The 25295-nt window shown below is 50.2% G+C and carries 17 protein-coding genes; 6 read left to right on the forward strand and 11 right to left on the reverse strand.

Features of this window, described 5'->3' with window-relative positions:
- Positions 1–2: 2 nt before the first annotated feature.
- Genes G8768_RS02070 through G8768_RS02080 form a run of 3 tightly spaced genes read right to left on the reverse strand, consistent with a single transcriptional unit; the run spans position 3 to position 4067 of the window.
- The gene (locus G8768_RS02070; RefSeq protein ID WP_166852144.1) at positions 3–2054 is read right to left on the reverse strand and encodes a M3 family metallopeptidase; all 2052 of its coding nucleotides are present in this window, start codon (positions 2052–2054) and stop codon (positions 3–5) included.
- 49 nt (positions 2055–2103) lie between these two features.
- Complete coding sequence (locus G8768_RS02075; RefSeq protein ID WP_166852141.1) at positions 2104–3129, reverse strand: AraC family transcriptional regulator; 1026 nt, start codon at positions 3127–3129, stop codon at positions 2104–2106.
- On the reverse strand, positions 3129–4067 hold the full coding sequence (locus G8768_RS02080; RefSeq protein WP_166852138.1) for a diguanylate cyclase domain-containing protein: 939 nt from the start codon (positions 4065–4067) through the stop codon (positions 3129–3131). Before G8768_RS02080 ends, G8768_RS02075 begins: the two co-directional genes overlap by 1 nt.
- A 336-nt stretch (positions 4068–4403) precedes the next feature.
- On the opposite strand from G8768_RS02080, the gene G8768_RS02085 reads away from it, so the two are divergent.
- From G8768_RS02085 to ggt (G8768_RS02105), 5 genes are all read left to right on the forward strand, one after another.
- Entirely contained in the window at positions 4404–6962 is a 2559-nt protein-coding gene (locus G8768_RS02085; protein WP_166852118.1) for a TonB-dependent receptor, read from the forward strand.
- A gap of 88 nt (positions 6963–7050) precedes the next feature.
- On the forward strand, positions 7051–8970 hold the full coding sequence (locus G8768_RS02090; protein WP_166852115.1) for a phytase: 1920 nt from the start codon (positions 7051–7053) through the stop codon (positions 8968–8970).
- Positions 8971–9125: 155 nt separating this feature from the next.
- Entirely contained in the window at positions 9126–10895 is a 1770-nt protein-coding gene (ggt, locus tag G8768_RS02095) for a gamma-glutamyltransferase (protein WP_166852111.1), read from the forward strand.
- A 190-nt stretch (positions 10896–11085) separates the two neighbouring features.
- On the forward strand, positions 11086–14109 hold the full coding sequence (locus G8768_RS02100) for a TonB-dependent receptor domain-containing protein (RefSeq protein ID WP_166852108.1): 3024 nt from the start codon (positions 11086–11088) through the stop codon (positions 14107–14109).
- Positions 14110–14252: 143 nt separating this feature from the next.
- Positions 14253–16007 (forward strand): gamma-glutamyltransferase, encoded by a 1755-nt coding sequence (gene ggt / locus G8768_RS02105; RefSeq protein ID WP_166852105.1) that lies wholly within the window; start codon positions 14253–14255, stop codon positions 16005–16007.
- Between the two features lie 49 nt (positions 16008–16056).
- On the opposite strand, the gene G8768_RS02110 is transcribed toward ggt (G8768_RS02105), so the two are convergent.
- From G8768_RS02110 to G8768_RS02120, 3 genes are read right to left on the reverse strand one after another with little or no spacing between them, the layout of a single operon-like run.
- A complete protein-coding gene (locus G8768_RS02110) occupies positions 16057–16854 on the reverse strand; it encodes a substrate-binding periplasmic protein (RefSeq protein WP_166852102.1) in 798 nt (265 codons plus the stop codon).
- A 6-nt stretch (positions 16855–16860) separates the two neighbouring features.
- The gene (locus G8768_RS20920; protein WP_166852099.1) at positions 16861–19086 is read right to left on the reverse strand and encodes an ATP-binding protein; all 2226 of its coding nucleotides are present in this window, start codon (positions 19084–19086) and stop codon (positions 16861–16863) included.
- Between the two features lie 2 nt (positions 19087–19088).
- Entirely contained in the window at positions 19089–19838 is a 750-nt protein-coding gene (locus G8768_RS02120; protein ID WP_166852096.1) for a response regulator, read from the reverse strand.
- A 145-nt stretch (positions 19839–19983) separates the two neighbouring features.
- On the opposite strand from G8768_RS02120, the gene G8768_RS02125 reads away from it, so the two are divergent.
- On the forward strand, positions 19984–20553 hold the full coding sequence (locus tag G8768_RS02125; RefSeq protein ID WP_166852093.1) for a gamma carbonic anhydrase family protein: 570 nt from the start codon (positions 19984–19986) through the stop codon (positions 20551–20553).
- Positions 20554–20601: 48 nt separating this feature from the next.
- On the opposite strand, the gene G8768_RS02130 is transcribed toward G8768_RS02125, so the two are convergent.
- From G8768_RS02130 to aroE, 5 genes are all read right to left on the reverse strand, one after another.
- Positions 20602–22407: a DUF885 domain-containing protein gene (locus G8768_RS02130; protein WP_208020055.1), complete on the reverse strand. Its 1806-nt coding sequence runs from the start codon at positions 22405–22407 to the stop codon at positions 20602–20604.
- Between the two features lie 196 nt (positions 22408–22603).
- Positions 22604–22942, reverse strand: coding sequence for a hypothetical protein (locus G8768_RS02135; RefSeq protein ID WP_166852090.1), 339 nt, complete (start codon positions 22940–22942; stop codon positions 22604–22606).
- Positions 22943–22948: 6 nt separating this feature from the next.
- On the reverse strand, positions 22949–23509 hold the full coding sequence (locus G8768_RS02140; protein WP_341800961.1) for an RNA polymerase sigma factor: 561 nt from the start codon (positions 23507–23509) through the stop codon (positions 22949–22951).
- A gap of 25 nt (positions 23510–23534) precedes the next feature.
- Positions 23535–24320 (reverse strand): DUF6249 domain-containing protein, encoded by a 786-nt coding sequence (locus tag G8768_RS02145; RefSeq protein ID WP_166852088.1) that lies wholly within the window; start codon positions 24318–24320, stop codon positions 23535–23537.
- A gap of 131 nt (positions 24321–24451) precedes the next feature.
- Positions 24452–25288 (reverse strand): shikimate dehydrogenase, encoded by an 837-nt coding sequence (aroE, locus tag G8768_RS02150; protein ID WP_166852084.1) that lies wholly within the window; start codon positions 25286–25288, stop codon positions 24452–24454.
- Positions 25289–25295 lie beyond the last annotated feature (7 nt).

Consider the following 25295-nt stretch of genomic DNA (forward strand, 5'->3'; position numbering starts at 1 on the left):
TCCTAAGCCATGCCGTTGTGGCGTAACAAGGCTGAACTGCTTGGCGCACGGCCGCGAAAGCGCTCGTACAAATCAGCAATGTCTTCACTGCCGCCACGACTCAAAATGGTTTCCAGAAACCACTGTCCGGCTTCTGCACTGAAAATCCCCTTCTCTTCAAAATAGGAAAAGGCATCGGCCGACAAAACTTCAGCCCATTTATAACTATAGTAACCCGCTGCGTAACCGCCCGCAAAAATATGAGAAAAACCATTTTGGAATTTATTGAAGGTCGGCGGTTTGATTAGGGCAATTTCATCGCGAACCTTATTCAACACGGCTTGCGGATCTTCAGGTGAGTTCGCCTGATAATCCTTGTGTAACAGAAAATCGAACAGAGCGAACTCTATCTGGCGCAGCATTTGCAAACCCGCCTGGAAGTTTTTCGCCGCCAGTAACTTGTCCAACATATCCTGGGGCAAACTTTCTCCGGTTTCATAATGGGAAGAAATCATCGCAATGGATTCCGCCTGCCAACACCAGTTTTCCAGAAACTGACTGGGCAGTTCCACAGCATCCCAAGGCACACCGTTAATACCACTGACCGCAGCAACATCAATCTCCGTCAGCATATGATGCAGGCCATGACCAAACTCGTGGAATAAAGTCGTCACTTCATCGTGGCTGAGCAAGGCCGGCTTATCACCAACTGGCGCGGTAAAGTTACACACCAGATAAGCAACCGGAAGCTGAAGCCCATTTTCTGTTTGACGACGCACACGGCATTCATCCATCCAGGCGCCGCCGCGTTTGTGTTCCCTGGCATAGAGATCCAGATAAAAACGAGCCAATACCTGACCGGATTTTTCAATACGGAAAAACTTCACATCCTCATGCCAGAGATCGGCATCCGGCTCTTCAAAGATCTCTATATCAAAGAGCTTATGGACAATATCAAACAACCCCTTGATCACCACAGGTGCCGGGAAATATGGCCTCAAAGCTTCATCGGATACATCGAACTTTTCCTGTTTAAGCTTTTCGCCGTAGTAGTTTAAATCCCAGGCCTGCAGCTCGCCCTGTAAACCCTGTTCAGCGGCAAATTCCTGCAACTCCTTCAAATCCTGCTCGGCCACCTTGCGGCTGCTGCTGGCCAGCTCTCGCAGAAAATCCACCACTTCATCCGTCTGCTTGGCCATCTTTCTGGCGATGGACAGCTCAGCGTAGTTACTAAAGCCCAGCAATTCGGCCAATTGATGACGTAGCTGTAGGGTCTCTGCAATCAGAGGGGCGTTATCCCAAGGGCCTTCTTCATCGTTCAAGCGAACCGTGTTTTCACTGGCTCGGCTAACGTAAGCTCGGTACAGGGTTTCACGCAAATCACGGCGATCCGCATATTGCATTACGCTCAGATAGGACGGAATATCCAGCGTTAATACAAACCCCGAAAGAGATTTTGTTTCCGCACTTTGCTTCGCGATATCACGCTGCATCTGCGGCAAGCCTACCAGCATGGCCTCGTCTTCAGTATGGAAGTACCAAGCCTGGTTTGCATCCATAACATTGTTGGAGAACTGGGTACTCAATTCAGAGAGGCGGGATTTGATTTCCCCGAAGCGAGCCTTATCTTGTTTCGATAAACTCACACCGGCCAATTTAAAATCCCTCAAGGCCTGCTCGATGGTGCTCTTTTGCGCGGCGCTGAGCTGTTCGTATTGTTCACCCTCAGCCAGCTGCTGATAAGCGTTGAACAGCGCTTCATTTTGGCCCAGACCGGTGCTGTACTCTGTCAGTTTACCGATGCAGGCCTGGTAAGCCTCGCGCAAGCCATCGTTATTCACCACGGAATGCATATGGCTCACTGGAGACCAGGCTTTGGAGAGGCGATCAGAACGCGCTTCCAAGGGCTCCACAAGAGAACTCCAGCTGGGCTGGTCCCCGAGGTGATTCAGCTGCGCTTCCAGTTCAGACTTGGATTGATCAATCAGCGAGCTGATCGCGGTCTCGATATGCTCATTCTCAATTTTGGAAAACGGTGGCAAGAGATTGTCTTGCAACAGGGGATTGGAATTCATGTCTCTGGGGTCTCATCGTGCCGAGGTAATACCCCTATTTTAGCCGAAATCAGTTGGAGAAATAAGCCGCCGGGTTAAGTCCTGTCCAACGTTTGAAGGAACGTTTGAAATTGTGCTTATCGTGATAATTCAATTGAGCCGCGATCTGCTCGGTGTTCAGCTGACCACTGTGAAGGTAATAAATGGCCTGATGCCGACGAACACTGTCCAGCAACTGCTGGTAACTGCGGCCTTCGGCTTTCAAATAACGCTTAAAGGTTGCCACACTCATGTCGAAATATTCGGCCAGTTGTTCCAGGCTCGGAGGATGCGTAATGTGCGCCTGCAATCGGTCATAAACCGCTAATGCCAAACTGCGGTGTGGTGTCCGCTCATGCTCCATGAAACTCAATTCACAAGCTTCAAAGGCCATGTCAAACTGCGCTCGCGAACCCCGTGGCAATACTTGGTGCAAACTATCTCTTGGAATCACAATGGCATTAATATGGGCACCGAAGTGTGGGCGAGTCCCGTAGTGAACAAGATATTGTTCTCGATAAGCCGGTGCTTTGAACGCATGCAGATATTGCCAACTGCTGGTATCTGCACCTAACCAGCGACAGAGAGAAAGACAGGCACTGCTCACGGCCTCAAGTAAAAAATCATGCTGATAATCGTCGACATCAGCACTCAACAGTTGAACATATAAATCGCTGTCACTGTAATAGGCGCGAAAATCGATCAGGGGTAACGCCAACTGAGCATAAGCCAGCAGCAATTCAAATACGTCCTGAACCGTTGGCGATGCCAGTACAGCACGACTGAACTGCGGATGATTGCCCGGCAATAAATACTGCCCCAATAAAAAACTGCAATCATCCACCGGAAAATATCGTCGAGCATTTTGGTACAGCAGAAGCAGCTGTCGGGGCGAAATGGTTTGTTCCCGTTGTTCAATGTCCAGGGCGAAGATACCGGTTCCACGCAGCAGTTTGTCAAGGTGAACAGAACGACTCTGGGCCAACTCGAACATGCCCAGAAGTTGCTCCTGGGCAACAATGGTTTTTTCACTCAATGTCGAATACGCCGTGCTCATCAGGCCACCTTGAGAACTCGCGCTTCTTTCGCTTTCGCCAGACGATAGTTAGCCCGACTGAGCAATTGCTCAACAGGATCTTTTTCATCGAGCTGCACATCAAGACCATCGGTGGCCACACCGGTACTCACCGTATGAAATTGGGCCAGATCACTGTTGCGGGCACGAAACGCAAAATGGCGGCAGACATCTTCCAACTGTCGGGCCATTAATTCGGCCATGGTTTGGCAGGTCGCAGGCAATACAATCGCAAAACGATCGCCGGCATACCGACAAAGCAGATCCCGACGACGTATATTCAAAAGCAAAAGCTCGGTCAGCTCGCGCAGTAGGCGATCGCCCTCTCCCATGCCGAGATTGCGATTGATTTCCCGAAATTTATCGATATCAAGCATCAGTACCGATGTCGGCAAACCCTCCGCTCGCGCCACGGTCAATTCAGTTTCCAGTTGCTGGCTCAGATACTGTGCATCAGCAAGCCCTGTGACTTTGTCCAGTCGGCGATGATCACGCAAACGTCGTTCGCGTTTGCGCAATTGTTCATTCAATGCCTGCTGCTCGTGATACCAGTACAAAAGCCCGATACTCATCAGCAGCATACCAATAGGCATCGGAATGGATTCCACTGCGTGATTCCATACGGTAGCTTCCGGCAGACGCACAACCTCATCGAGTAGGTCCTGACCGCTGGCAATCAGGAAACAGGCAAAACCCCAAAACAGCAAACGGGTTACCGGACCATCCGGACGGGTCGCCAGCAGCACTATCAACCATACCAGGCACAGCCAGACGGCACCGCCTTCACCGGCAATATCCAACCAATCAATTTCCTGCCAGCTTTTGCTGTCACCCAAGGCCAAGGTGCTCAAGATCTGGACATTTAATAGAACAAAAATCAGCGCCAACTTGCGGCCATGATTTTTTAACTGTTGAAACATACACGCCCCTTCTTAATATCCACCCAATAAAGCAGGCCAGCGTGACACATTTATGACAAACCCAAACGCATACCACGAAGCGCTCGGCCGATCAGCTCAATGCTTTTATAAAAAACACTCTGAATTTTGGGTTTTCTCTTCACGCTTTAAACAATATCAATGCCTTCGCCCAGGCATCAGGGGGTCTGAAAAGCTCAAGTTGCAGCGTTTTTAAACGCTTATGCCCACATTCTTTTAGCCATCGCTGCCATTGACACACAGGCGTCACCTATCTGTCACATAGTCTTCCTACCGTTCGCTCCATAGCCTTCGGGAACACGTTCAAGGGGAGCCATCATGGCCAAAGCAACACAGCACACTTTTTTACCCAGCCAGCTCGCAGTGGCAATAGCCACCTCAATCGTCGCCAGCGGGTTTGCCAGCAACAGCGTCGCTCAAAACAATGAAAAACTGGAAGAAATTATTGTTTTTGGTAACGCCGCCAGCTTGAATCGCGCATTGGAAAAGCAGCGCATGGCCGACAACATCAAAAGCATAGTCAGTGCAGATTCCATCGGTAAACTTCCCGACACCAATGTGTCAGAGGCTCTGCAACGTGTACCCGGTGTTTCCATTGAACGCGACCAGGGCGAAGGGCGTTTTGTCAGCGTTCGTGGACTCTCTGCGGATTTGAACTCTGTCAGCATTAACGGCATGAGCACACCGTCTCCGGAATCCGATCGTCGCGCAGTTGCACTGGATGTGATTCCGTCCGACCTGGTGGAAACTCTCGAAGTCACCAAATCCATTACGCCGGATATGGACGCCGATGCCATTGGTGGGTCGGTAGAAGTAAAAAGTGTTTCCGGTTTTGATCGCGACGGTTTGTTTTATTCTTTCAGCAGCGAGGGCAGTTATGACGACTTGAGCGGTGAGAGCAGCCCCAAGTTTTCAGCCAGCGCCAGTAACATCTTCAGCGTCGGTGAGGGCTCCGATAATCTGGCCATTGCCGGAGCCGTCAGCTGGTTCGATCGGGAGTTTGGCTCCAACAACATCGAAACCGGCGGAAAATGGGAAATTGAAAAAGGCGAAGCCAAACTGGAAGAGTTTGAGCAACGTAATTATGACATCACCCGCGAACGTCTGGGGGCGGCCTTTAATATTGACTATAAAATTTCAGACAATCATCAGATCTATCTGCGCAATCTGTTTAGCGAATATACCGATACTGAACAGCGACTGGCTAACATTATTGAATTTGAAGATGCCCTGGCACCCGGTGAACTGGGCAGCCTTAAAGAAGACGATTACATCGACGGTGATGGCAATGAATTTGAAGACACCCCCATTGCTGTTCGAGAGCTGAAACAACGTTTGGAAACCCAGAAAATCTATTCTTCTGTATTCGGTGGTGAATACAAATTGGACGATTGGACACTGGAATACAATATTGGTTACAGCAAATCCGAAGAAGTTGAACCCGAGCACATGGCCGAAGCCAAATTTGTTGCCCATATTGAAGGCGATGTCGGCTTTAGCAACGGCAGCCAGCCACGGCCGATTGTTCCAGAAAGCTTTTATGACCCCAGTCGCTACTTCCTTGAATCGGTAGAGCTGGCGACCTCACAGACTCAGGATGAAGCCAGCAGTTTTAAATTTGATGCTTCCAAAGCAACAGAAATTGCGGGCAATCCTACCACGTTGAAATTCGGCGCCAAGTTTACTCAGCGTGAGAAAACGGCTGATGAAACCGTCTACAAGGTGGAAGAAACACTGAATCCATTAAGCGACTTTGTCAGCAACGATGTAAATTACAAACTGCATCGTTTTGGCCCGGGTATTAATTCCGGCGAAGTTTTACAAGCGATTCAGGGTGAAGAGCGCGAGTTGGATATCGAAGAGTCCAACGCGGGAGACTGGACCATCGAAGAAGATCTGCGAGCGGTTTACGCCATGGCAACCATGGATATTGATCAGCTCCGTCTGGTGTTTGGTGCGCGTTATCAAGAAGTGGATTTTGATGCGAGCGGTTTTGCCTACGATGACGACGCTGAAGACGATCAGCAAATCAGGCCGCGTCGTGCCAGCCGTAAAGACTCACATTTCCTTCCCGCTCTGCATTTGCGTTATTCGGTCAGCGAAAACACCCAATTACGTGCAGCCTGGACAAACTCGGTAGTTCGCCCGACTTTTGAGCAGGCGCGCCCGGGTTACATTCTTGAAGACGACGGCGAAAAGGGCTCATTCGGTAATCCGCAACTCAAACCTTGGGAAACCAGCAATCTGGATTTGGGGGTTGAGCATTACATGGGCTTTGCTGGGGTTGTTTCCGCCTTCGCGTTTTACAAGGACATCGACACCTTTATTTACGACACCATTACTGATCAGTTGGACGGCTTCGATACCATCGAAGAGGCCGAGATCGCGTTAAACGGTCAGAACGCCAAGCTGTATGGTGTGGAATTTGCCTGGTCAAAGCAACTGAACGAACTGCCAGAACCATTTAATGGCTTGCTACTTTCTGCGAACCTGACCCTCGCGGAATCGGACGCCGAAATCAATACCATCGAAGGTCCGCGCAGCATTCGCCTGCCCCAACAGTCGGACACCACTGGTAATTTCACCATTGGTTACGACAACGATAAATTAAGTTTGCGCCTGGCGGCCAATTACAAGTCCGACTATTTGGATGAGATCAATGCCGAGAGCCCGGTAAATGACATTGTAGTCGACGATCACTTCCAGCTGGATTTCAGTGCGCGTTACTTTGTTCAGGATAATATCCAGATTTTCTTCGAAGCCATCAACATCAATGATGAACCGTTTTATTCCTATGTGAGCAGCCCACGCTGGAATGCGCAATATGAGGACTATGGTCCGACCTTCAAACTAGGTGCAACCATTACTAACTTTTAGTCCCCATATTTCCAGCTCCATTGTTTACAGTAGCGCCGTCGAGCCTCCCCTATAGCTCGGCGGTGTTGCTGATTTTAAGAAGATTGTTATGCAAACATATACCTTTTTTAAACGTACACGCCTTATCAACAGCCTTGCTTTGGCAGCGCTTTCCCTGGGTCTGGGCGCCTGTGATGAACAGCTCAGCAATACACCAGCTGAAAATGTTCAGCATCTTTCAGGCCAGCATACAACGGATATTTCTGTTAAATCATCATCTGTCATTGAAGATGCCCAACAACTGATCACTGTGCCCGGCTTCTCTATGGCCATCAGCGAAAGCTTTGGACTTCGCTTGCTGGATGAGAGCGGGACTTCAATTGACGAATATAAAGGGAAATTTGAACTCGGCGACTATCGCTTTATCGGCGGTCATCTGCGCTTATTGCTGGTGGATAAAAACCGCAACACGCCCACCCTGTTTACTATTGATAATCGCCAGCTGAAGCGAATCAATCAGTTTTCAAGCCCAAGCTTTAATATCGATGGCCTATGCTTGAGCGCAGACGCTAATCAACTGTTCAGTTTTTATCTGGACGGTGAAGGGCGGGCACAACAATGGCTATTGGCTGATCAAGGCCCGGCCCGGATTGTGAGAAGTTTTACCACGGCGCCAGGCAGCTTCTGCAGCGTGGATGACTCCGAGCAACGACTTTATGTCGGCGAAGAAAACAGCGGCGTCTGGTCCTATGAAGCCCAGGCCGAAGCCGAAGCAGGTCGGAAGCTGATTGCCTTAAGTAAAGCCTGGGGCGGAGTTCTGGGCGAAGACATTGCAGGCATCCGTGCCATTGCTGGCGGTTTTGCTGCCATTTCCCCCAGTGATCATTCTGTTGCATTGGTTCAGAGTGGTGAGTTGAAAGCCCGCTTCGTTCTCGACAATGCCGGAGAAAGCGAACAACTCGCCCTGCAACAAAGCGAATCAAATATTGTTTTCAGCAGCGTGGATGAAAATGGTCACGTGTTTCGCTGGAGCTATTCTCTGCCGATGCACAAAGCGAACACAGAAAACATGGTCGAGATTACTGCACATATGGAAACTCTCGCCATGCCTCGACACGGTGATGTCGCAGACGATCCTGCCATCTGGTTTAATGCCGCCGCTCCTGAGCAGTCCCTGATTTTGGGTACCAATAAAACAGCGGGCCTGCACAGTTATCAACTAAACGGTGAACAACGTCAGTTTATTGGAAGCGGTCGGCTTAATAATGTCGACATTGCCTACCAAGTTCCCCTGAGCAATGACAACAGTGATATTGCCGCAGCCAGCCTGCGAGATAACAACAGTATTGCCATGTTTCACATTTCCTCTGACGGTACAGTTTCAGAAGCCGGACAGATTGCCACCTCCATGAGTGAAATTTACGGCTTATGCATGTTCCAGTCGGGTGAAAAAGCCTATGTGCTGGCCAATGATAAAAGCGGCTTATACCAGCAGTATGAAATTAGTGGCTCTACGTCAACCATGAGCGGTACTCTGCGCCGAGAATTCAGCCTGCCTGGTCAGCCGGAAGGCTGCACGGTTGATGAAAAACAGGAACTGCTGTTTATGGGCGAAGAGGACGCCGGTATTTGGGTAGTCAACAGCCGAGCCGACAGTCAGGACACCCCCAAGCTGATTCATAAAATCGGCGATGCGCTCCATGACGATGTCGAGGGTATGGCGATTTATCAGGGTGAACAAAACGATTATTTGATTGTATCGAGCCAGGGCAATAACAGTTACGCGGTGTTCGACACCACAGCTCCTTATCAATATCGCGGCTCATTCAGAATTACCATGAACGCTGCGCGGGGCATCGATGGCACATCGGAAACCGATGGTCTGGATGTCAGCAGTGCAAACTTTGGTGGTGTTTTTACGGAAGGCATGCTGGTGGTGCAAGACGGCCACAATGTTTTACCAAGCGAACCACAAAACTTTAAAGCTGTATCCTGGACGACCATTAAATCAGCTTTGCAGTTGAACTAGCTTCCAGTTTTTTGCGTCTTCAATCAAGGCTGCCCCCTCCTGAAGAAAGCTGCTCATTTTGTTAACTCATCATTAACAAAATGAGCAGCTCATATGCTTGTTCCCCTCTACGATTCTCGGTAGCGTAGATCTGCCAACGTACCTCGGGGGATATCATGAAATCGATCACTACACCCATTCTGCTCAGCTGCTGCATGATGGCCGCAAATAACAGCTTTGCGGACAACCGCAATAAGCAAGCACTGGCCTGGCCACCGAAGCAGGGAAAGAACTCCACTTATATCCTTCGATACGACAGCATTCATCACAGCGTCAACAGTCACAAAGGCATGGTGGTCAGTCAAAATGCCGTGGCCAGCCAGGTCGGGCGCGATATTTTGGCCAAAGGTGGTAATGCCGTCGATGCGGCGGTGGCCGTTGGCTTTGCGCTGGCCGTCACTTTGCCACGGGCGGGCAATCTTGGCGGTGGCGGTTTTATGCTGATGTACTCTGCAGACAGTGGCAAAACCAGCGCCATTGATTACCGGGGCGAAGCCCCCTCTGCTGTCATCTCGGATGACTATATCGACGACGAAGGCAAGGTTGATCGGCAAAAGACGCGGCTGGGGCATACGGCATCGACCGTTCCCGGTACCGTTTCCGGCTTGTACGCAGCCCATAGAGCCCAAGGGAAATTAGCCTGGGCGAGTTTGCTGGAACCCGCCATTAAACTGGCCGATGAAGGTATCGAAGTCACACAGGATCTTTCCTGGGCATTAAAAGCGAAAGCCCAGGTGCTCACTCAAAACCCCGAGAGCTGTCGCATCTTTTTCAAAAACTGCAGTGGTTATCTGGAGGCGGGCGATACTCTGATTCAAAAGGATCTTGCCGAATCCCTGCGCCTGGTCGCCAAACACGGCGAGAAAGCCTTTTACAAAGGAGAGCTAGCGACGAAAATTGTGGGCGATATGCAAGCCAATGGCGGCTTCTTCCAGGCCAAAGACCTTGCCAACTACCAAGCTCACATCGTTGAGCCCCTGAGCAGCGCCTATCGTGATCATCAGGTGCTGACCATGCCACCACCCGCGGGCGGTCTGCCTTTGCTGCAAATCCTCAACATTCTGGAAAACTACGATATTCGTGCCATGGGTGCCGGTTCGGCAGATAATCTGCATATACTCGCGGAAGCGATGAAACACGCCTATGCCGATCGATTTAAATATCTTGGCGACCCACGCTTCAGCGAGGTGCCGGTCAAGGCGCTGCTGAATAAGAAACTTGCGAAGCAGAAAGCCGATTCGATCCGAATGAACAGTGTCCTGGACGCCCGTAAGCTGGAAGCCAGCGTATTGCAGGGCCCAGCCCCTGGACCCGACACCACCCACTATTCCATCGCCGACAGTGAAGGCAATCTGGTATCCAACACTTATACGCTGAGCGCTTCGTTTGGTTCCGGGGTCACGATTGCCGGTACCGGCATATTAATGAATAACCAAATCAACAACTTCGTGATTCGCCCCAGCGACGCCTACAAAGACAGCCCCCGCGAACCGAATGCTATCGCTCCGGGCAAGCGTACCAAGAGCACCCAATCTCCCACTCTGGTCTTCAAAGGCGAAAAACCGGTTCTGGTTACCGGCACACCAGGCGGGCGTCGAATCATTACCACCGTTACGCAGTTGATCTCCAACGTTGTGGATCACCAGATGAATGTTGCTGAGGCGACGAGCTTTCCTCGCATTCACCAAGGCTGGGGACGACGGGATTACAAACTGGAACATGAGCCAGGGTTCAGCCCGGATACCCTTAAGCTATTGAAAGATAAGGGCCACAGTTTAAAAAAGGGCGCCACGATGGGCAGCACACAGTCGATCGCCATTGATGGTGGCCTCTATCAGGGCGCTGCGGACAGCCGACGGCCAGGAGCAGCAGCCGTCGCCTTGTAATGCAGTCTGTAACAATTCATTTACAGGCTGTTACAACTTCACACAGGCTTGCAGCAGTTGGTTTACTCACGCTCGCTAGTATGGAATGGCTGGGATTTGCCCATTGGAATTCCCGGCAGAATGGCTGTCACCTGATGCTGAACAATAATAAAGGCTGGCTCCGAAGTCGGCCTGATACCGGAGAGTCCATATGTTTAAACCGCACCCATTAAGCATTGCCATATTAGCAAGCTTAAGCGCAGGGTCTGCAGTAGCCCAAGAGTCTTCTTCTCTTGAAGAAGTCATTGTCACTGGTACCCACATTAAAGGCGTTGATGTAGCCGGCGCCCTACCCGTTAGCCAACTCGGAAAAGAAGATCTGGATTTGGCAGGCGCCTTAAGCACTGAAGAATTAATCGGCGAATTGCCCCAGGCTGGACAAGTTGAATTCAACAGTTCCAGTGAAGGTACTTCGTCCAACAATGTTCGTGGCGATGTGGCCTCGATCAACTTGCGTGGCCTGGGCGCCGACAGCACCTTGGTTTTGGTCAACGGTCGCCGCATGGTACTGAACCCCTCGTCGTCAACTCGCGATGGTGTACCCATTCAATTTGTAAACAGCGCCATGATTCCGGCCTCAGGTCTTGATCGTGTGGAAGTACTGCGAGATGGTGCTGCAGCAATTTATGGTACCGATGCCATTGCCGGTGTGGTGAATTATGTACTGGATACCGATTACGAAGGCTTTGAAATCAAAACCCGCTACGGTTCCGGACATTCCAACAGTTTGGGGGAAACGTCGGTTCAACTGCGCGGCGGCTTTGAATTTAATGAAGGCGCTTCCAATCTGACTTTGTTTGCGAGCGATTTCAATCGCTCTGGTGTTACTGCGCAGGAAATTGATTACACCCACAGCAGTGACTACCGCGATACGGATCGTACACCAGCTTTGTTTGTCGGTGATACGTCACTGCGTAACCTCTCGACCTTTACACCCTGGGGGCAATTCAATCTCGGCCAGTTGAACAGCGACGGCAGCTTTTCGCCCGTCGGTGTTTCTGGCATTGCGCGTAGCAGTGACGGTCGTTTTCATTTACAGCCCGAAGGTGCTTCCGGTGGTGTGAGCTACCAGGGCGGTCTGGAAATCGACGACGGTACGCTGAACAGCGACCTGCGTTACAACATTAATGATCTGCGTATGATCATTCCAAACCTGGAACGCCGTCAGTTCTTTACAACGTTCACCCATGAATTCGACAACGGTATGGAGTTTTTCTCGGAAGGTTCTTACTACGAATCCGAGTACGATACCTTCTTTGGCCCGAACGTTATTTCCGACGTGAACAAAATGTACATTCCGAGAACGGCCTACTACAACCCCTTTGGGGCCGTCGGAAACCCGAACCGTCTCGCCGGCTTAAGCACTGACGATGTGCCGGAAGAAGGCTTGGATGTAAAAATTGATCGCCTGCGTTTGTACGATACCGGTCCTCGTAAAATTCAGACTGAAAGTGACTCTTACCGCTTCCTGTTTGGATTACGTGGAACCTGGGACGATTGGGATTGGGAAACCGCCGCTTACAGCTCGGCAGCAAAGGCCGAAGACAGTCAGCTGAGTGTCAGCCGCAGCAAATTCTACGCGGCCGTTTCGCGCTCAACACCGGATGCCTACAACCCATTTACCGGTGGTAACTTTGCAGACCCAGCTAACGGCGACCCTAGCAGTGGCGGTGATGCTTCCGAGTTCACTGTGAATGTCCAACGCAAAAACAAAACTGAAATCAGTGGTATGGATTTCAAAGCATCGACACCAAATCTGGTCACCTGGGCCGGTGGTGATATCGGTGCGGCCTTTGGTATCGAGCAGCGTCGCGAAACCTACAAAGATGATCGCGATCCACTATTGGACGGCACCATCACTTTTACCCACCCGCTGAGTGGTGAGTTCTTCAGCAGTGATGTGATGGGTGTAAGCGCCACACCGGATACTTACGGCGCCCGTGAAGTGTATTCGGCCTATGCTGAATTTTTGGTACCACTGTTAAATGAGTCCATGGGAATACCATTGGTACAAAGCCTGGATGCTCAAATCGCGGTACGTGCTGAAAACTATTCCGATGTTGATGAAGATATTCTTAAACCAAAGTTCGCCTTATCCTGGCGCCCGAGTGAGTGGCTGCAGATTCGCAGCGCCTATTCAAAAGGGTTCCGCGCACCCAATCTGGAAACTTTGAATTTGACGGTTCAGGAACGCTTCAACAACAACCAGAGTGACTTCCTTCGTTGTGCAGCCGGTCAAGCGCTGGGTACTGCCGAAAGTGATGTGGATGCCTGCTCACAGTCAATTAATACCCGCCGCCTGGGTAACAAAAACCTGCAGAGTGAGGAATCTGAAAACCTGACCTTCGGTTTTGTACTTGAACCATTGGAAGGCCTGGTGTTTACCGCAGACTGGTGGCGTATCGAGCAAGAAGGAGTTGTGGGTCTGTTTGGTCGCGACAATCACCTGATTCTCGATCAGATCATGCGTTTGAACGGCAGCAGCAACCCCAACGTAATCCGTGCTGATGTTACGGCTCAGGATCAAGCTGAAATCGATGCTTACAACGCCGCCAACGGTACCAGTCTGGCCGCCGTTGGTGCCCTCTTGCATGTGAACGATACCTTCCTGAATTTACAGCCACGCACCATTGAAGGTGCTGACCTGAGCGTGAGCTACGATACGGAAGAATACAGCTTTGGTAGTTTTACCCTAAAGTTTGACGGTGCCTATATCGCCAAGTGGGATCAGGAAGCATCACCACAGGTTGAAGAACTGCAGCAAGCCGTTGCCAACAACCCACTGGTTACCGGTTCCGTATCTTCTTTCAGTAGTGGCTCCCGTATTCAGGACGAAGCCACACCGCGCTGGCGTGCAAAGGCCAGTGTTACCTGGCGCAATGAAAACTGGCGTGCAGGCATCAGTGCCCGTTACGTTGGCAAGGTGTACGACCCGGACGTAAAACAGGATGACGATCCAAGCATTATTTTGAAAATCCCATCCTGGACAACAGTAAACACCTATGTGAACTATCGCTTTGAAGGTGGCGTACTGGACAGAACCAACATCCGTTTGGGTGCCAACAATCTGTTCGACGAAGAGCCACCGTTGTTCGATTCTTCACGAGGTTACAGCCCGGCACTGCATTCCGCCCGAGGCCGTTACGTGTATCTTGATGTGAGTAAGAAGTTTTAGGGGCCCAATGGCCCCACCCCTCACCCTCGTATAGCAAAAGAGGCAGCTACCCGCATGCTTGATCTCTACTGTGAGTGCAGTTTATACGAGTTTTCGCCCGTCTCTGCTACGGGCTTTTTTTCCGTTTTATCCGCTGATGAATTATGAATATATCGATTAAAAAAGCTTGTGTTCTCGCCTGTAGCAGCGTGCTGCTGTTCAATAGCCAAGTGCCCGGCTCACTGGCGCAAACCGCCCATGGCTCAGAAGCGATCATTGATTTAGCTGGTCAATTCCACCCGGTTGTCGGGCGCAAGGGTATGGTATCGAGCCAGGAAGCCAGAGCCAGCCAGATCGGTGTTGATATACTCCGCCAGGGTGGCAATGCCGTTGATGCTGCCGTCGCTGTAGGCTTTGCGCTGGCCGTAACTCTGCCGAAAGCCGGTAACATCGGCGGAGGCGGTTTCATGCTGGTACACGATGCAAAGAGCAAGCATACCCATGCCATTGATTATCGCGAAACAGCACCAGCGGCCGCCCACAGAGATGTCTTTCTGAATAAAGACGGCAGCGTGAACAAAGACAAAGCACGCAACAGCTTTCAGAGTGCTGGCGTACCGGGCACTGTGGCTGGCCTACTGCTGGCACTCAAACAGCATGGCAGCATGAAGCCCATACAGGTTATGGCCCCCGCCATTAAGTTGGCTAGAGAAGGTTTTGTCTTATCCGAAGAACTGGCCTTGGAACTGCAACAACGCCACTCTCAATTAAGCCGTTCAAAAGCGGGACAAAATATCTTCTACAAAAAGGATGGCGGTTTTTACAAAGCGGGTGAAAAACTGATACAGAAAGATCTCGCCAATACTCTGGAAAGAATTGCCTTGACGAATGGCGAGTCTTTTTACCATGGCGAAACTGCTGATCTTATCGTCAAGGATTCCAAGCGGCGTGGCGGATTAATCACCAAAGACGATCTTAGAAACTACAAACCTGCTCTGCGCAAAGCTGCCACTGGCAATTATCGCGGATACGATTTAGTGACCATGCCACCACCAAGCGCCAGTGGTATTCATATTATTCAGATGCTCAATATTCTGGAAAACAGCCAACTGCAGAATATCCCCCACAACAGCGCCGCACATTTGCACCAACTGAGCAGCGCCATGCAGTTTGCCTTTGCCGATCGCAGCGAACACTTGGGAGATCCCGATTTTTACGATGTGCCGGTCGACATCATCACCAGCAAATCGTACGCAAAACAGCTGGCTGAAAAAATCGATCCGGATCATGCCAAAAGTGCGGCTGAAATTAAGCCTCTTAATATTAGAGCCTTTAAAGAGAGCCCTGACACCACACATTTTTCCGTGATTGATCAATACGGCAATGCCGTATCCAATACCTACACCCTGAATTTCAGCTATGGTTCTGGCATTGTTGTAAAGGGTGCTGGCTTTATTCTGAATAATGAAATGGACGATTTCTCGGCAAAACCCGGCGTGCCTAACGCTTTCGGTTTAATCGGGCGGGAAGCTAATGCCATTGAAGCCGGTAAGCGCCCGCTGAGTTCCATGGCCCCGACCATTATCTTTAAAAACGACAAACCTTTTATGATTACCGGTAGTCCTGGCGGCAGTAAAATTGCCAATGCGGTTCTGCAAACCATCAGTAACGTGATCGATTACGATATGAATATTGCTCAGGCTTCTTCGGTACCCAGAATTCATCATCAGTGGCTGCCTGATGTACTGAACTATGAATCCGGCATCAGCGCCGATACGGTGAAGATTCTGAATCAGATGGGCTATACCACCAAAACCAGCAAAGGTATTGGCAGCACTCAATCGATTTTGGTCAAAGGTGGTATTGTTTATGGCGCCTCAGACCCGAGACGCCCAGGTGCGGCAACCATTGCTGAATAGGCGATAGTCCACACCCAGATGAAGCCTGCATACTGTGAGGTGTGTGGGCTTAAAAGGTTTTTAAAAAGCGATCTTCATCCGGGCTGTTCATTCTCTCGCCCATAATCTTCGCCAGGGAGCCGTTTTCTTCCAGACGCTGATAGCTGGCTTTAAGCTGTTCAAGCACATTTTTATCGGTATCCAAACTGGCGGCGATGTAAAGCCCTTTCGAGATGCCTTCCAGCTTGATCACCGGTTCAAATTTATTGCAGTCTACCTTTTCTTTTTCACATAGGGTCAGTAAACCCGCAGAACTGGATGCGAACAGCTCGACCCGCTTACGCAGAAGTTTATGAAAGTTTTGTCGATTGGAATTTACCTGTTCTACATTGTCGATGCCATGTGAACTCAAATAAACATGGTGAGCATGAAAATTAACTACGCCAACCTTATAGCGATTAATTTCATCGAGAGAGTTTACTGAGATGTCACGGCGTTCCCGCAATTTAAACAAGTAGTAGTGAACGGGTGTGATTTGCCCAATCCAGTGGAATTTGTCTTCTCGCACCGAAGTTCTTGCCAGTGGGTAAATAATGACGTCGGCTTCGGATTCCGCACGGCGATACGCACGCTTCCAGGGTACAAAGTACAAATTGTAGTCAAAACCTGTCTGGCCGATAAGCTCCTGAACCAACTCAGTGGCCTGCCCGTCGGCGAGATTATCCCGACTGCGAAAGGTAATGGGGGTTTTTTCCGTTAATACGTCCAGCTCAAGTTCTGCAAGACTGATTGGTGCACCCAGTCCGCCTCCCAGTGACAGCAAGGCTGCCAACACACACCGGGGTAAACGCCGAGGTAATCGCTTCATTATTATCTACATCTTATTCGGCTGATATTGATTGATTGCACTCTGCGTTATTCTCATGGTTTTCATCCACAGCGCATAAGTAGCGGGGCTCAATATACCATCATCATCGGCGAAACTCTCAAATAAATCGAGCATAGCCCGCAGGCCGAAGTTTCCAGCCAAGCCTTTCAGTTTGTGTAGCTGCTCTTTGCTGATCGGCTCTCCAGGCGCCACGCCTTCTGTTTCGGACATGTTCTTTTGCAGTTCCTGCAAGGCCTTATCATATAGCTGAGCTGCGGGCTCCAGCCCAAGATTACTGAAATGTTCATGAACAATGCTATTGTCCAGAGCGTGGCTTTGACGGGCAATATCTTCAGCCAGCAGTTTAATCAATTCCGGGTAATCTACCGGCTTTTCAATCACACCATCCATACCGGCCTGAAAACAACGAGCTTTGGTTTGTGGATCGACATGGGCAGTAACGCCATAAATCAAACCGCAATAACTCAGCTGACGCAGTTGTCGAGTTGCTTCGATACCATCGAGACTCGGCATATTTACATCCATCAGCACGGCCTGGGGATTTTCTTCTTTGGCCAGGGTAATCGCTTCCAAACCGTTACCGGCGCTGAACACATTGTGCTGGTTTTCCTCGAAATACCATTTCGCCAGATTCACATTCATTTCCACATCATCAGCCACCAGAATCCGCATCGGCGCTGCAGGCTGCTTGTGTTGTTTTTCATCAATAGAAGGCATTTGCTGGGCGTTCTTGACCGGCACTTCAAAGAAAAATTCAGACCCTTCGGATTCCCGGCTACTGTAGTCGATTCGTCCATCCATTTTTTCAACGATGGCCTTACAGATCGCCAGGCCCATACCCGCCCCACCGTACATGGCATGGATGCTTTTATCGGCTTGCTGATAGGGTGCAAAGATGGTTTCTTTGGCATCTTCCGCAATGCCGACACCTGTGTCACTGACCGTAAATTTCAGCAGGCTTTTTTCAGGTGTTTTCTCCAGACAAACCACCTCAAGATGAATCTCTCCATCGCGCGTGAATTTAATGGCATTGTTGATCAGATTCAAAATGACTTGTCGCAGCCTTTCGGAATCGAGTTCGATATAACGCTCTACATCGCTGGCAACATGAAAGCTGAGCTGGTTTTGGTTTTTCTTCGCCGATGAACTCATGAGAAAAACGATAGAACTCATCAACCTTTCCAGATCAAACACTTTATCGCTGAGTTCCAGCTCGCCTTGTTCATTGCGCGTGTATTCCAGAGCATTGTTCATTAAGCTCAACAATGATTCACAGGCATCGTTAATGGAATCCACATATTGCGCCTGGGCCTGAGGCAGGCCACTGTCGGAAAGAATTCTTAACAAGCCCAGTATGCCATTCATTGGGGTTCGAATTTCATGGCTCATCACCGCTAAAAAATCCGACTTGGCTTTGCTGGCCGCCAAGGCCGATTGCTGTTCTTTTTTCAGTTCGGAAGTTCGCTCCAGTACCTGCGCTTCCAGATTTCGATTGGCCGCGAGAATTTGTTGATGCTGATGCTCAATGGTATTGAGTTGTTGATTAAAGGCCATCAACAACATGCCAATTTCGTCTCTCTGGTGGGCTTCAGGAACATCAATGCTTTTAATTTTTTCCGGCCGGCTGACCTGCTGACTCGCTAACAGAATCGATTTGGTGACCCCAAAATAGAACACCAGCATGATACAGGCGGCCAAAACGATGTTGCGGATAATCCCGAACACAAAAGTCAGCATGGATCGCTGAATAAACGCTTCCGCTTCATTGGCCGGGTCCACCTGAATATACAGGGCACCCACATTGTCAGAAGTTTGATGCTGGAGCGACGTTTCGATGTTTCGTAAATCACCAAATAACCATCGCCCAAGATCGGACACTTCTTCCGGTGCCTTGCTGGCACTGGCCAATACATTGCCGTAGTTATCCTGAATGCTGGCTTTGATAATAAATCGGTTATTGAGCAAGCCGGCAACAATCTCCCCCGCGGTGGCATCATCCAGATTGTAAGCCGCAAACTGTGCTGATTTAATCGCGGTACTGAGAATTCTCTGCACATCGTTGTCGTGATTGCTTCGCTGTTGAAAAAAATCCGCCGTCAACTGGCCACCGGTAAGCAATAATCCGATCAAAAAGGCAACCAGAACAATGTTTCTGGTTTGTTTGAACGCCAGGCGTTGATGAAGAGGAAGTTTGTGCGACTTAAAGGGCACGATCAGGAATCTGCCGACTCAATGGGGGCAATAAACAAATAACCGGCACCGTGAACAGTGCTGATGTATTTGGGTGAACCCTTGTCATCATTGAGTTTTTTTCTCAGGCGAGCAACCATCACGTCGATGGTGCGATCGGTTGGATACCAGTCACGGCGCTGCATTTTGTTCATCAGTTGGTCACGACTCAACACCAGCCCCGGATTGGCCAACAGTGCAGCCAGAAGCTTGTACTCACCTTCTGTTAAACTGACCTCCTGACCTTCGTTATGAATTAACAAACGTCTGCCCGGCAAGAAGCTCCAGCAGTCAAAATTGATTTGTTCACCCAGCTGATGGGTATTGTTGAGCGTTTCCTGGTGCAACCTTGAACTCAGGTTTTTCACTCGCACCATCAACTCACGAATATTGTAGGGCTTGGTAACGTAATCATCGGCGCCCAATTCCAGACCCACAATGCGATCGATATCATCGGAACGGTGCGTCACTAAAATAATGCCCATGTTTGAGCGACTGCGAATCTCGCGGGTCAGCGCAAGGCCGTCACCATCGGGCAAGGTGATGTCCAATAACACAATATCAATGGTTTTTTGGGCGAGAAGCTCTCTGGCCTGGCTGCAATTGTGCGCTTTATAGACCTCATAGGGCTGCTGATTAAAATAGCTGTACAGCAATTCCATACTGGCCAATTCATCTTCCACAATAAGAAGCGTGGTAACTTTATTTGTGGCTTTACTGGATGGATTAATCATTGCTCGGTCTGCGCCTGTAGATACTGCTCAAATTATAACCCATCTGCGCTTGGCTCCAACGGCTGGCAAGGGCTTTTTTGTAAACCAATGATTATCCTTTAATATGCCCGCTGAATCTCAAACCAAAATACCCCGTGAGGCCCCTATGAGCACTGATTCTTCTTCAACCCCCAAGCCTGCCCTTCGGTCTCATAAGGGCATGAGCCCCAAACTGGGCGAGCGCGTAATGATCGATCCCGCTGCTGTGGTTATCGGGGACGTCGAGCTGGGTAACGATTGTTCTGTGTGGCCCTGTGCGGTGATTCGTGGGGATATGCACTCCATTCGTATCGGAGATCGTTGCAGCATTCAAGACGGCTCGGTGTTGCACATTACCCATGCCAGTGATTTCAATCCTGGCGGTTGGCCGTTAACACTGGGCGACGATGTGACAGTGGGTCACTCCGTCAATCTGCATGGCTGTACTCTGGGCAGTCGAATTCTGGTGGGTGTGGGTTCCACCATTATGGATGGTGCAGTGGTTGAAGATGAGGTGATTATCGGTGCGGGCAGCCTGGTGCCACCGGGTAAGCGTTTGGAATCCGGTCATCTGTATGTTGGCTCACCGGTGAAAAAAGCCCGGCCGCTAAAAGATAAAGAACGTAACTTCTTTCCCTACACCGCCGGAAATTACGTCAAACTTAAAGATGAATACCTGGCGGAAGCGAAAGATTAGTTTCTGCGAGCCGAAAAGAAAAAGGGCAGCTGAGCTGCCCTTTTTTATTTATGCCTTGTTCTTGGCAATATACTGGTCGACCTGCTCTTCCAGAATATCCAGTGGCAACATACCGTTGCGCAGAATGACATCGTGGAATTTACGAATATCAAATTTCTTACCCAGCGCTTTCTTGGCTTTTGCACGCAGCTGCTGAATTTTAATTTGACCGATCTTGTAGGCCGTTGCCTGACCTGGCATAACAATGTAACGCTCGATAGCTTTTACAATGTCCAGCTCAGGACTTGGGGTGTTGTCACGCAGATACTGGATAGCTTGCTCACGAGTCCATTTTTTATCGTGAATACCGGTATCCACTACCAAACGGCAGGCACGCCACAATTCCATGGACAGACGACCGAAGTCGGAGTACGGATCCTGATAGAAACCGATTTCCTTCGGCAAAGTCTCTGAATACAAACCCCAACCTTCTGTATAAGCCGTGTAGCCGCCGATCTTACGGAACGTTGGAATACCTTCCAACTCCTGGGCAATCGCCAACTGCATATGGTGACCCGGAATGCCTTCGTGGTACGCCAAAGCTTCCAACTCGTAAACGGCCATTTGGTCCATGTCTGCCAGGTTCACGTAGTAGCGACCCGGGCGGCTGCCATCCAATGCTGGACGTTGATAGAAGGCACGACCGGCAGAATCTTCACGGAAAGGCTCTACACGAGTTACTACCAAATCAGCTTTGGGTTTGGTCAGGAACAATTCGTCCAAACGGGACTTCATAACATCAATGGTTTTAACCGCATCGTCCAGATACTTCTGGCGACCTTCATCGGTGTTCGGCAATTTGAACTGCTCATCGGTGCGCATAAACTTAAAGAAAGCTTGCAGATCACCCTTGAAACCAACCTTGTCTTTGATCGCACGCATTTCATCGTGGATACGGGCAACTTCGGCCAGACCCAAATTGTGGATCTCATCGGCGGTCATGTCAGTGGTGGTCATTTCCTTCAAGCGGTATTTGTAATATTCGCCACCTTTTGGAAACTTCCAAACACCGTCGCGGGTGTCAGCACGCTTTTCCTGAGCGCCCAGGAAATCAATCAGCTCGCTATAACCGGCTTTGAATTCACCCAGCAGCGCAGCTTTACCATCTTTCAGCAACTTGGCTTTTTCTTCGTCACTGGCTTCAAGTTTATTTACTTTGCCCTGGAAGTCCGCCCAGATAGGGTTATCTTTTTCCGCTTTGGCATCGAAAGGCTTACCGGCCAAAATGTTTTTGCTGTCGCGAATCACCATAGGAAAAACAAATTTCGGCGGCACTACGCCCAGCTTCTCACTGGTTTTCAAACGCACGATCAATTGATCGAACAGTGGCTTCACTTTTTGCAGACGGGACACATACGCTTCGGCATCGCTGACATTGTCGATGCGGTGCATATTGATCAGGAAAGACGGCAGCTGAGACTGAATACCGTGCATCTGGTTTACAGGGTAATCATAGTCTCTGTAGCGATCCGAGTAGATATCGTCCTTGGCTTCGGCTTCAAACAAACGATAGCTCAGTTTTTCCTGCTCGCTGAGTTTGCTGAAATCGATTTTCTTCAGCTCTTCCAGGTGCTTTTTGGTCATCGCCAAATCGCGATCGTCCTGGGCGGATGAAAAATCACCCCACTCACCGTATTTTTGCTTCATACCCAGATAGGTCAGGTACATAGGCTTGTCGGCCAGGGCCTCTTTGAAGGTTCTATCGAAAAAAGCGCTGGCCTTCTCCGATTCTGTCTCCTGCGCCAAAGCAAACTGGGCACTGCTGGCAGCCACCAGCGCTACCGCCATGCGGGTCGCTTTCGTCATCAACTTCATTGGTCTTCCTCATGATATAGCCCAGCGCCCGAATTCAGCTTGAAGTCGACCACCAGTGCAAATATTGCCTTTTTGGGGCATTTGTTAAGAAATTGGGATTCGGTGCTTTGATTGATTGCACCTTGATACAGTACTTAGACGAACAAGGGCCAGTGATCGCCACTGGCCCTTGAGAAAAAAGTGCTCTATTTAACGCTTAAAGCTCAAATAGGCGAGTTCGATCGTTCCAGACAACCAAAGCCGATACCGCCAACATGCTAAGGCCCAAGCCCAGCAGTGTCGCCCAGTTTGCGCTCGGCTGGGTAAAAATTGAGGCAAAACCCTGCAACATGGATTGGATGGGCAGAATCGCGACAACGATGGCGGTAGAGATAATGCCAGCCCAGACCACCAGACGGTTCGGTTTGGCTTTGGCACGCTCAGGCTTGGCCGGTAACTGGGCCATCAACGCCGCAGTAAAGCCATCGTCCTCAATATAGTCATTTTGGGCCTTCAGCTCACGCTGAAGAAATAATTCAAATTCTTGATCATTCATTGCTACTTATTCCCCCGCTACTTGAGCGGTTGCGGGTACGGCCAACAAATTCTTCAACTTCTGTTTTGCCCGCTGAACATGGGATTTTACCGAACCTACTGGACACTGCAAGATTTCCGCAGCTTCACTGTGGCTCATGCCTTGAGTATAACACAGGTCAATCGTTTGCCTTTGAATCTCCGGCAGCTGGGCCAGGGCTTGATCAAGGTCCCTGCGGTTGCCCACTTGCTCCAGATCGGAGCCAGCTGCCGAATGCACATTATCGATGTCTTCAAAGGTGTCCTGGAAATTGTTCTTCTTGATCTTCTTATAATCGAGGAAGGTATTATAAGCGATCCTATATAACCAGGTACTCAGCTTAGCATTGGACTGAAAGCTGTCCAGCTTGCGGAAGGCCTTAAGAAAGGTCTCCTGCGCCAGATCGTCAGCCAGTGCATCGTTCTGACACCACTGCCTTAAGGAGGCGCGCAGTCCAGATTGATGCCGATTCACCAGCACAGCAAAGGCGCGTTGGTTACCCGCCTTTACTACAAGGTCAATCAGTTGTTGGTCGCTAAGCTCTATCACTAATGTGGCCTAAGTTATTATGTTGTTATGCTGATTGGCTGTTATCGTCTTTTTGCTGGGCCTGCTCAGTCTTCCAGATGAAGAGGTGAGCCGCACCGATCAGGGCCGGGATCAGGCCAACAGCGCCGACTTCTCCAGCAACGGCGCCCAGGAAGCCCATCAGGCCAAGGCCAATGGCGATCAACATAACGCCTTTACTCAGGGTGCTCTTTTCATCTTTACCGGTCGCTTCCTGGAAAATCTCCGCCGGGATCTCCTGACCGCTTTCCAGCATCTTGTCGATGCTCTTGTTGATCAGCTCACGGCGCTTGTAACGGCCGTACATCACAACACCGACGATGAGTACAGGCATACCAAAGATCAGGATAATGGCGACTACCGCAACCAGTGCTTCCAGGAAATCACCGATGGAATTGGTGAAGATATTCCCGCCTTCCTTATAAACGACGCGGGTTTCCTGCTCATTCTCGCCGTTTTGCTCGTTTTCGCTCTCATTGGCGATAACAATCTTGCCATTGATCTCTACACCTTCCTTTTCCAGTTCGGTGGCGATCTCTTTCAGGACGTTTTCACCCAGGAAAGAGCCGAGATTAATGGTGACCTTCTCATTGTCGCCGCCTTCATTGGAGCGCACGATGATTTGGCCGGATTCTACGTTCAGATCGATGGTCTTCTCGACATCACCGTCTTTCACCACAATCACTTTGCGGTGGCTATCGGTTTCGCTTTCAGCCGCAACCGCTGCTGCACCCACCAAGGTGCACAGCATGAGCAGCGCGGCGAACAGCTGCTTCAGGTTTAATGGATTCATATCTATCTTCCTCATTGTTTAATTTGGGCAATGATCATTTGCCCAGCTATTGCACAGGCGTTTATCGCTTGGTATTGCTTAAGACGGCGCAAAGCCGCAATTGGATGCAAGTACCAGAAAAACTTTGATTTTTATTGTGACAACTGGATCTTTTGGCGTAAATCAGCCAAAACCGGGGCGGTATCCGGGCGTTTGCCCCGCCATAAATAGAAGGACTCAGCGGCCTGCTCTACCAGCATGCCCAAGCCATCGGCAACCGCGGCGGCACCATATTGGCTAGCCCAGACCATAAATACCGTCGGCTCGGCGCCATACATCATGTCATAGCAATAGCAGTCTCGGGCAACATCATCGGCCAAGGGCGGCCGGTCGCCCTGCAGGCTGGCCGCACTGCCATTGATGATCAGGTCAAATTGACCGGCAGCAATGTCTTCAAAACCGGACGCGGTAATGCTGGCGAGGTCGTTGAATTCGGTGGCGAGGGCTTCCGCTTTGCTTACGGTCCGGTTGGCGATATGCACAGACTTGGGCTTGGCCGCTAATAAAGGCTCCAGAATGCCGCGAACTGCTCCGCCAGCGCCCACAATCAGAACGCGTTGATCGGCAATCCGCCAGCCCAGATTACTCTGGATATCACGCACCATACCCACACCATCGGTGTTTTCTGCGCAAATGCGGCCATCCGCTTTCAGTATTAATGTATTGCTGGCCCCGGCACGGGATGCCCGCGGGCTCAACTCATCAGCAAAACTCAAGGCATCAAGCTTAAAGGGCACCGTCACATTCATCCCTTTTCCGCCCTGCTGGAAGAAGGTTTTGGCTTCTACAGCAAAGTCTTCTGCACAAATCGCCTCGTAGCTCAGCAGTTCCTGGCATTGACGGGCAAATTCACTGTGGATAGCCGGGGATTTTGAATGCGCAATGGGATTGCCGACAACGGCATAGCGGTCAGCTTGATGATCGGTCACGTTAGGC

Origin of the sequence: Pseudoteredinibacter isoporae (assembly GCF_011602085.1) — a bacterium.
Classification (GTDB): Bacteria; Pseudomonadota; Gammaproteobacteria; order Pseudomonadales; family Cellvibrionaceae; genus Pseudoteredinibacter; species Pseudoteredinibacter isoporae.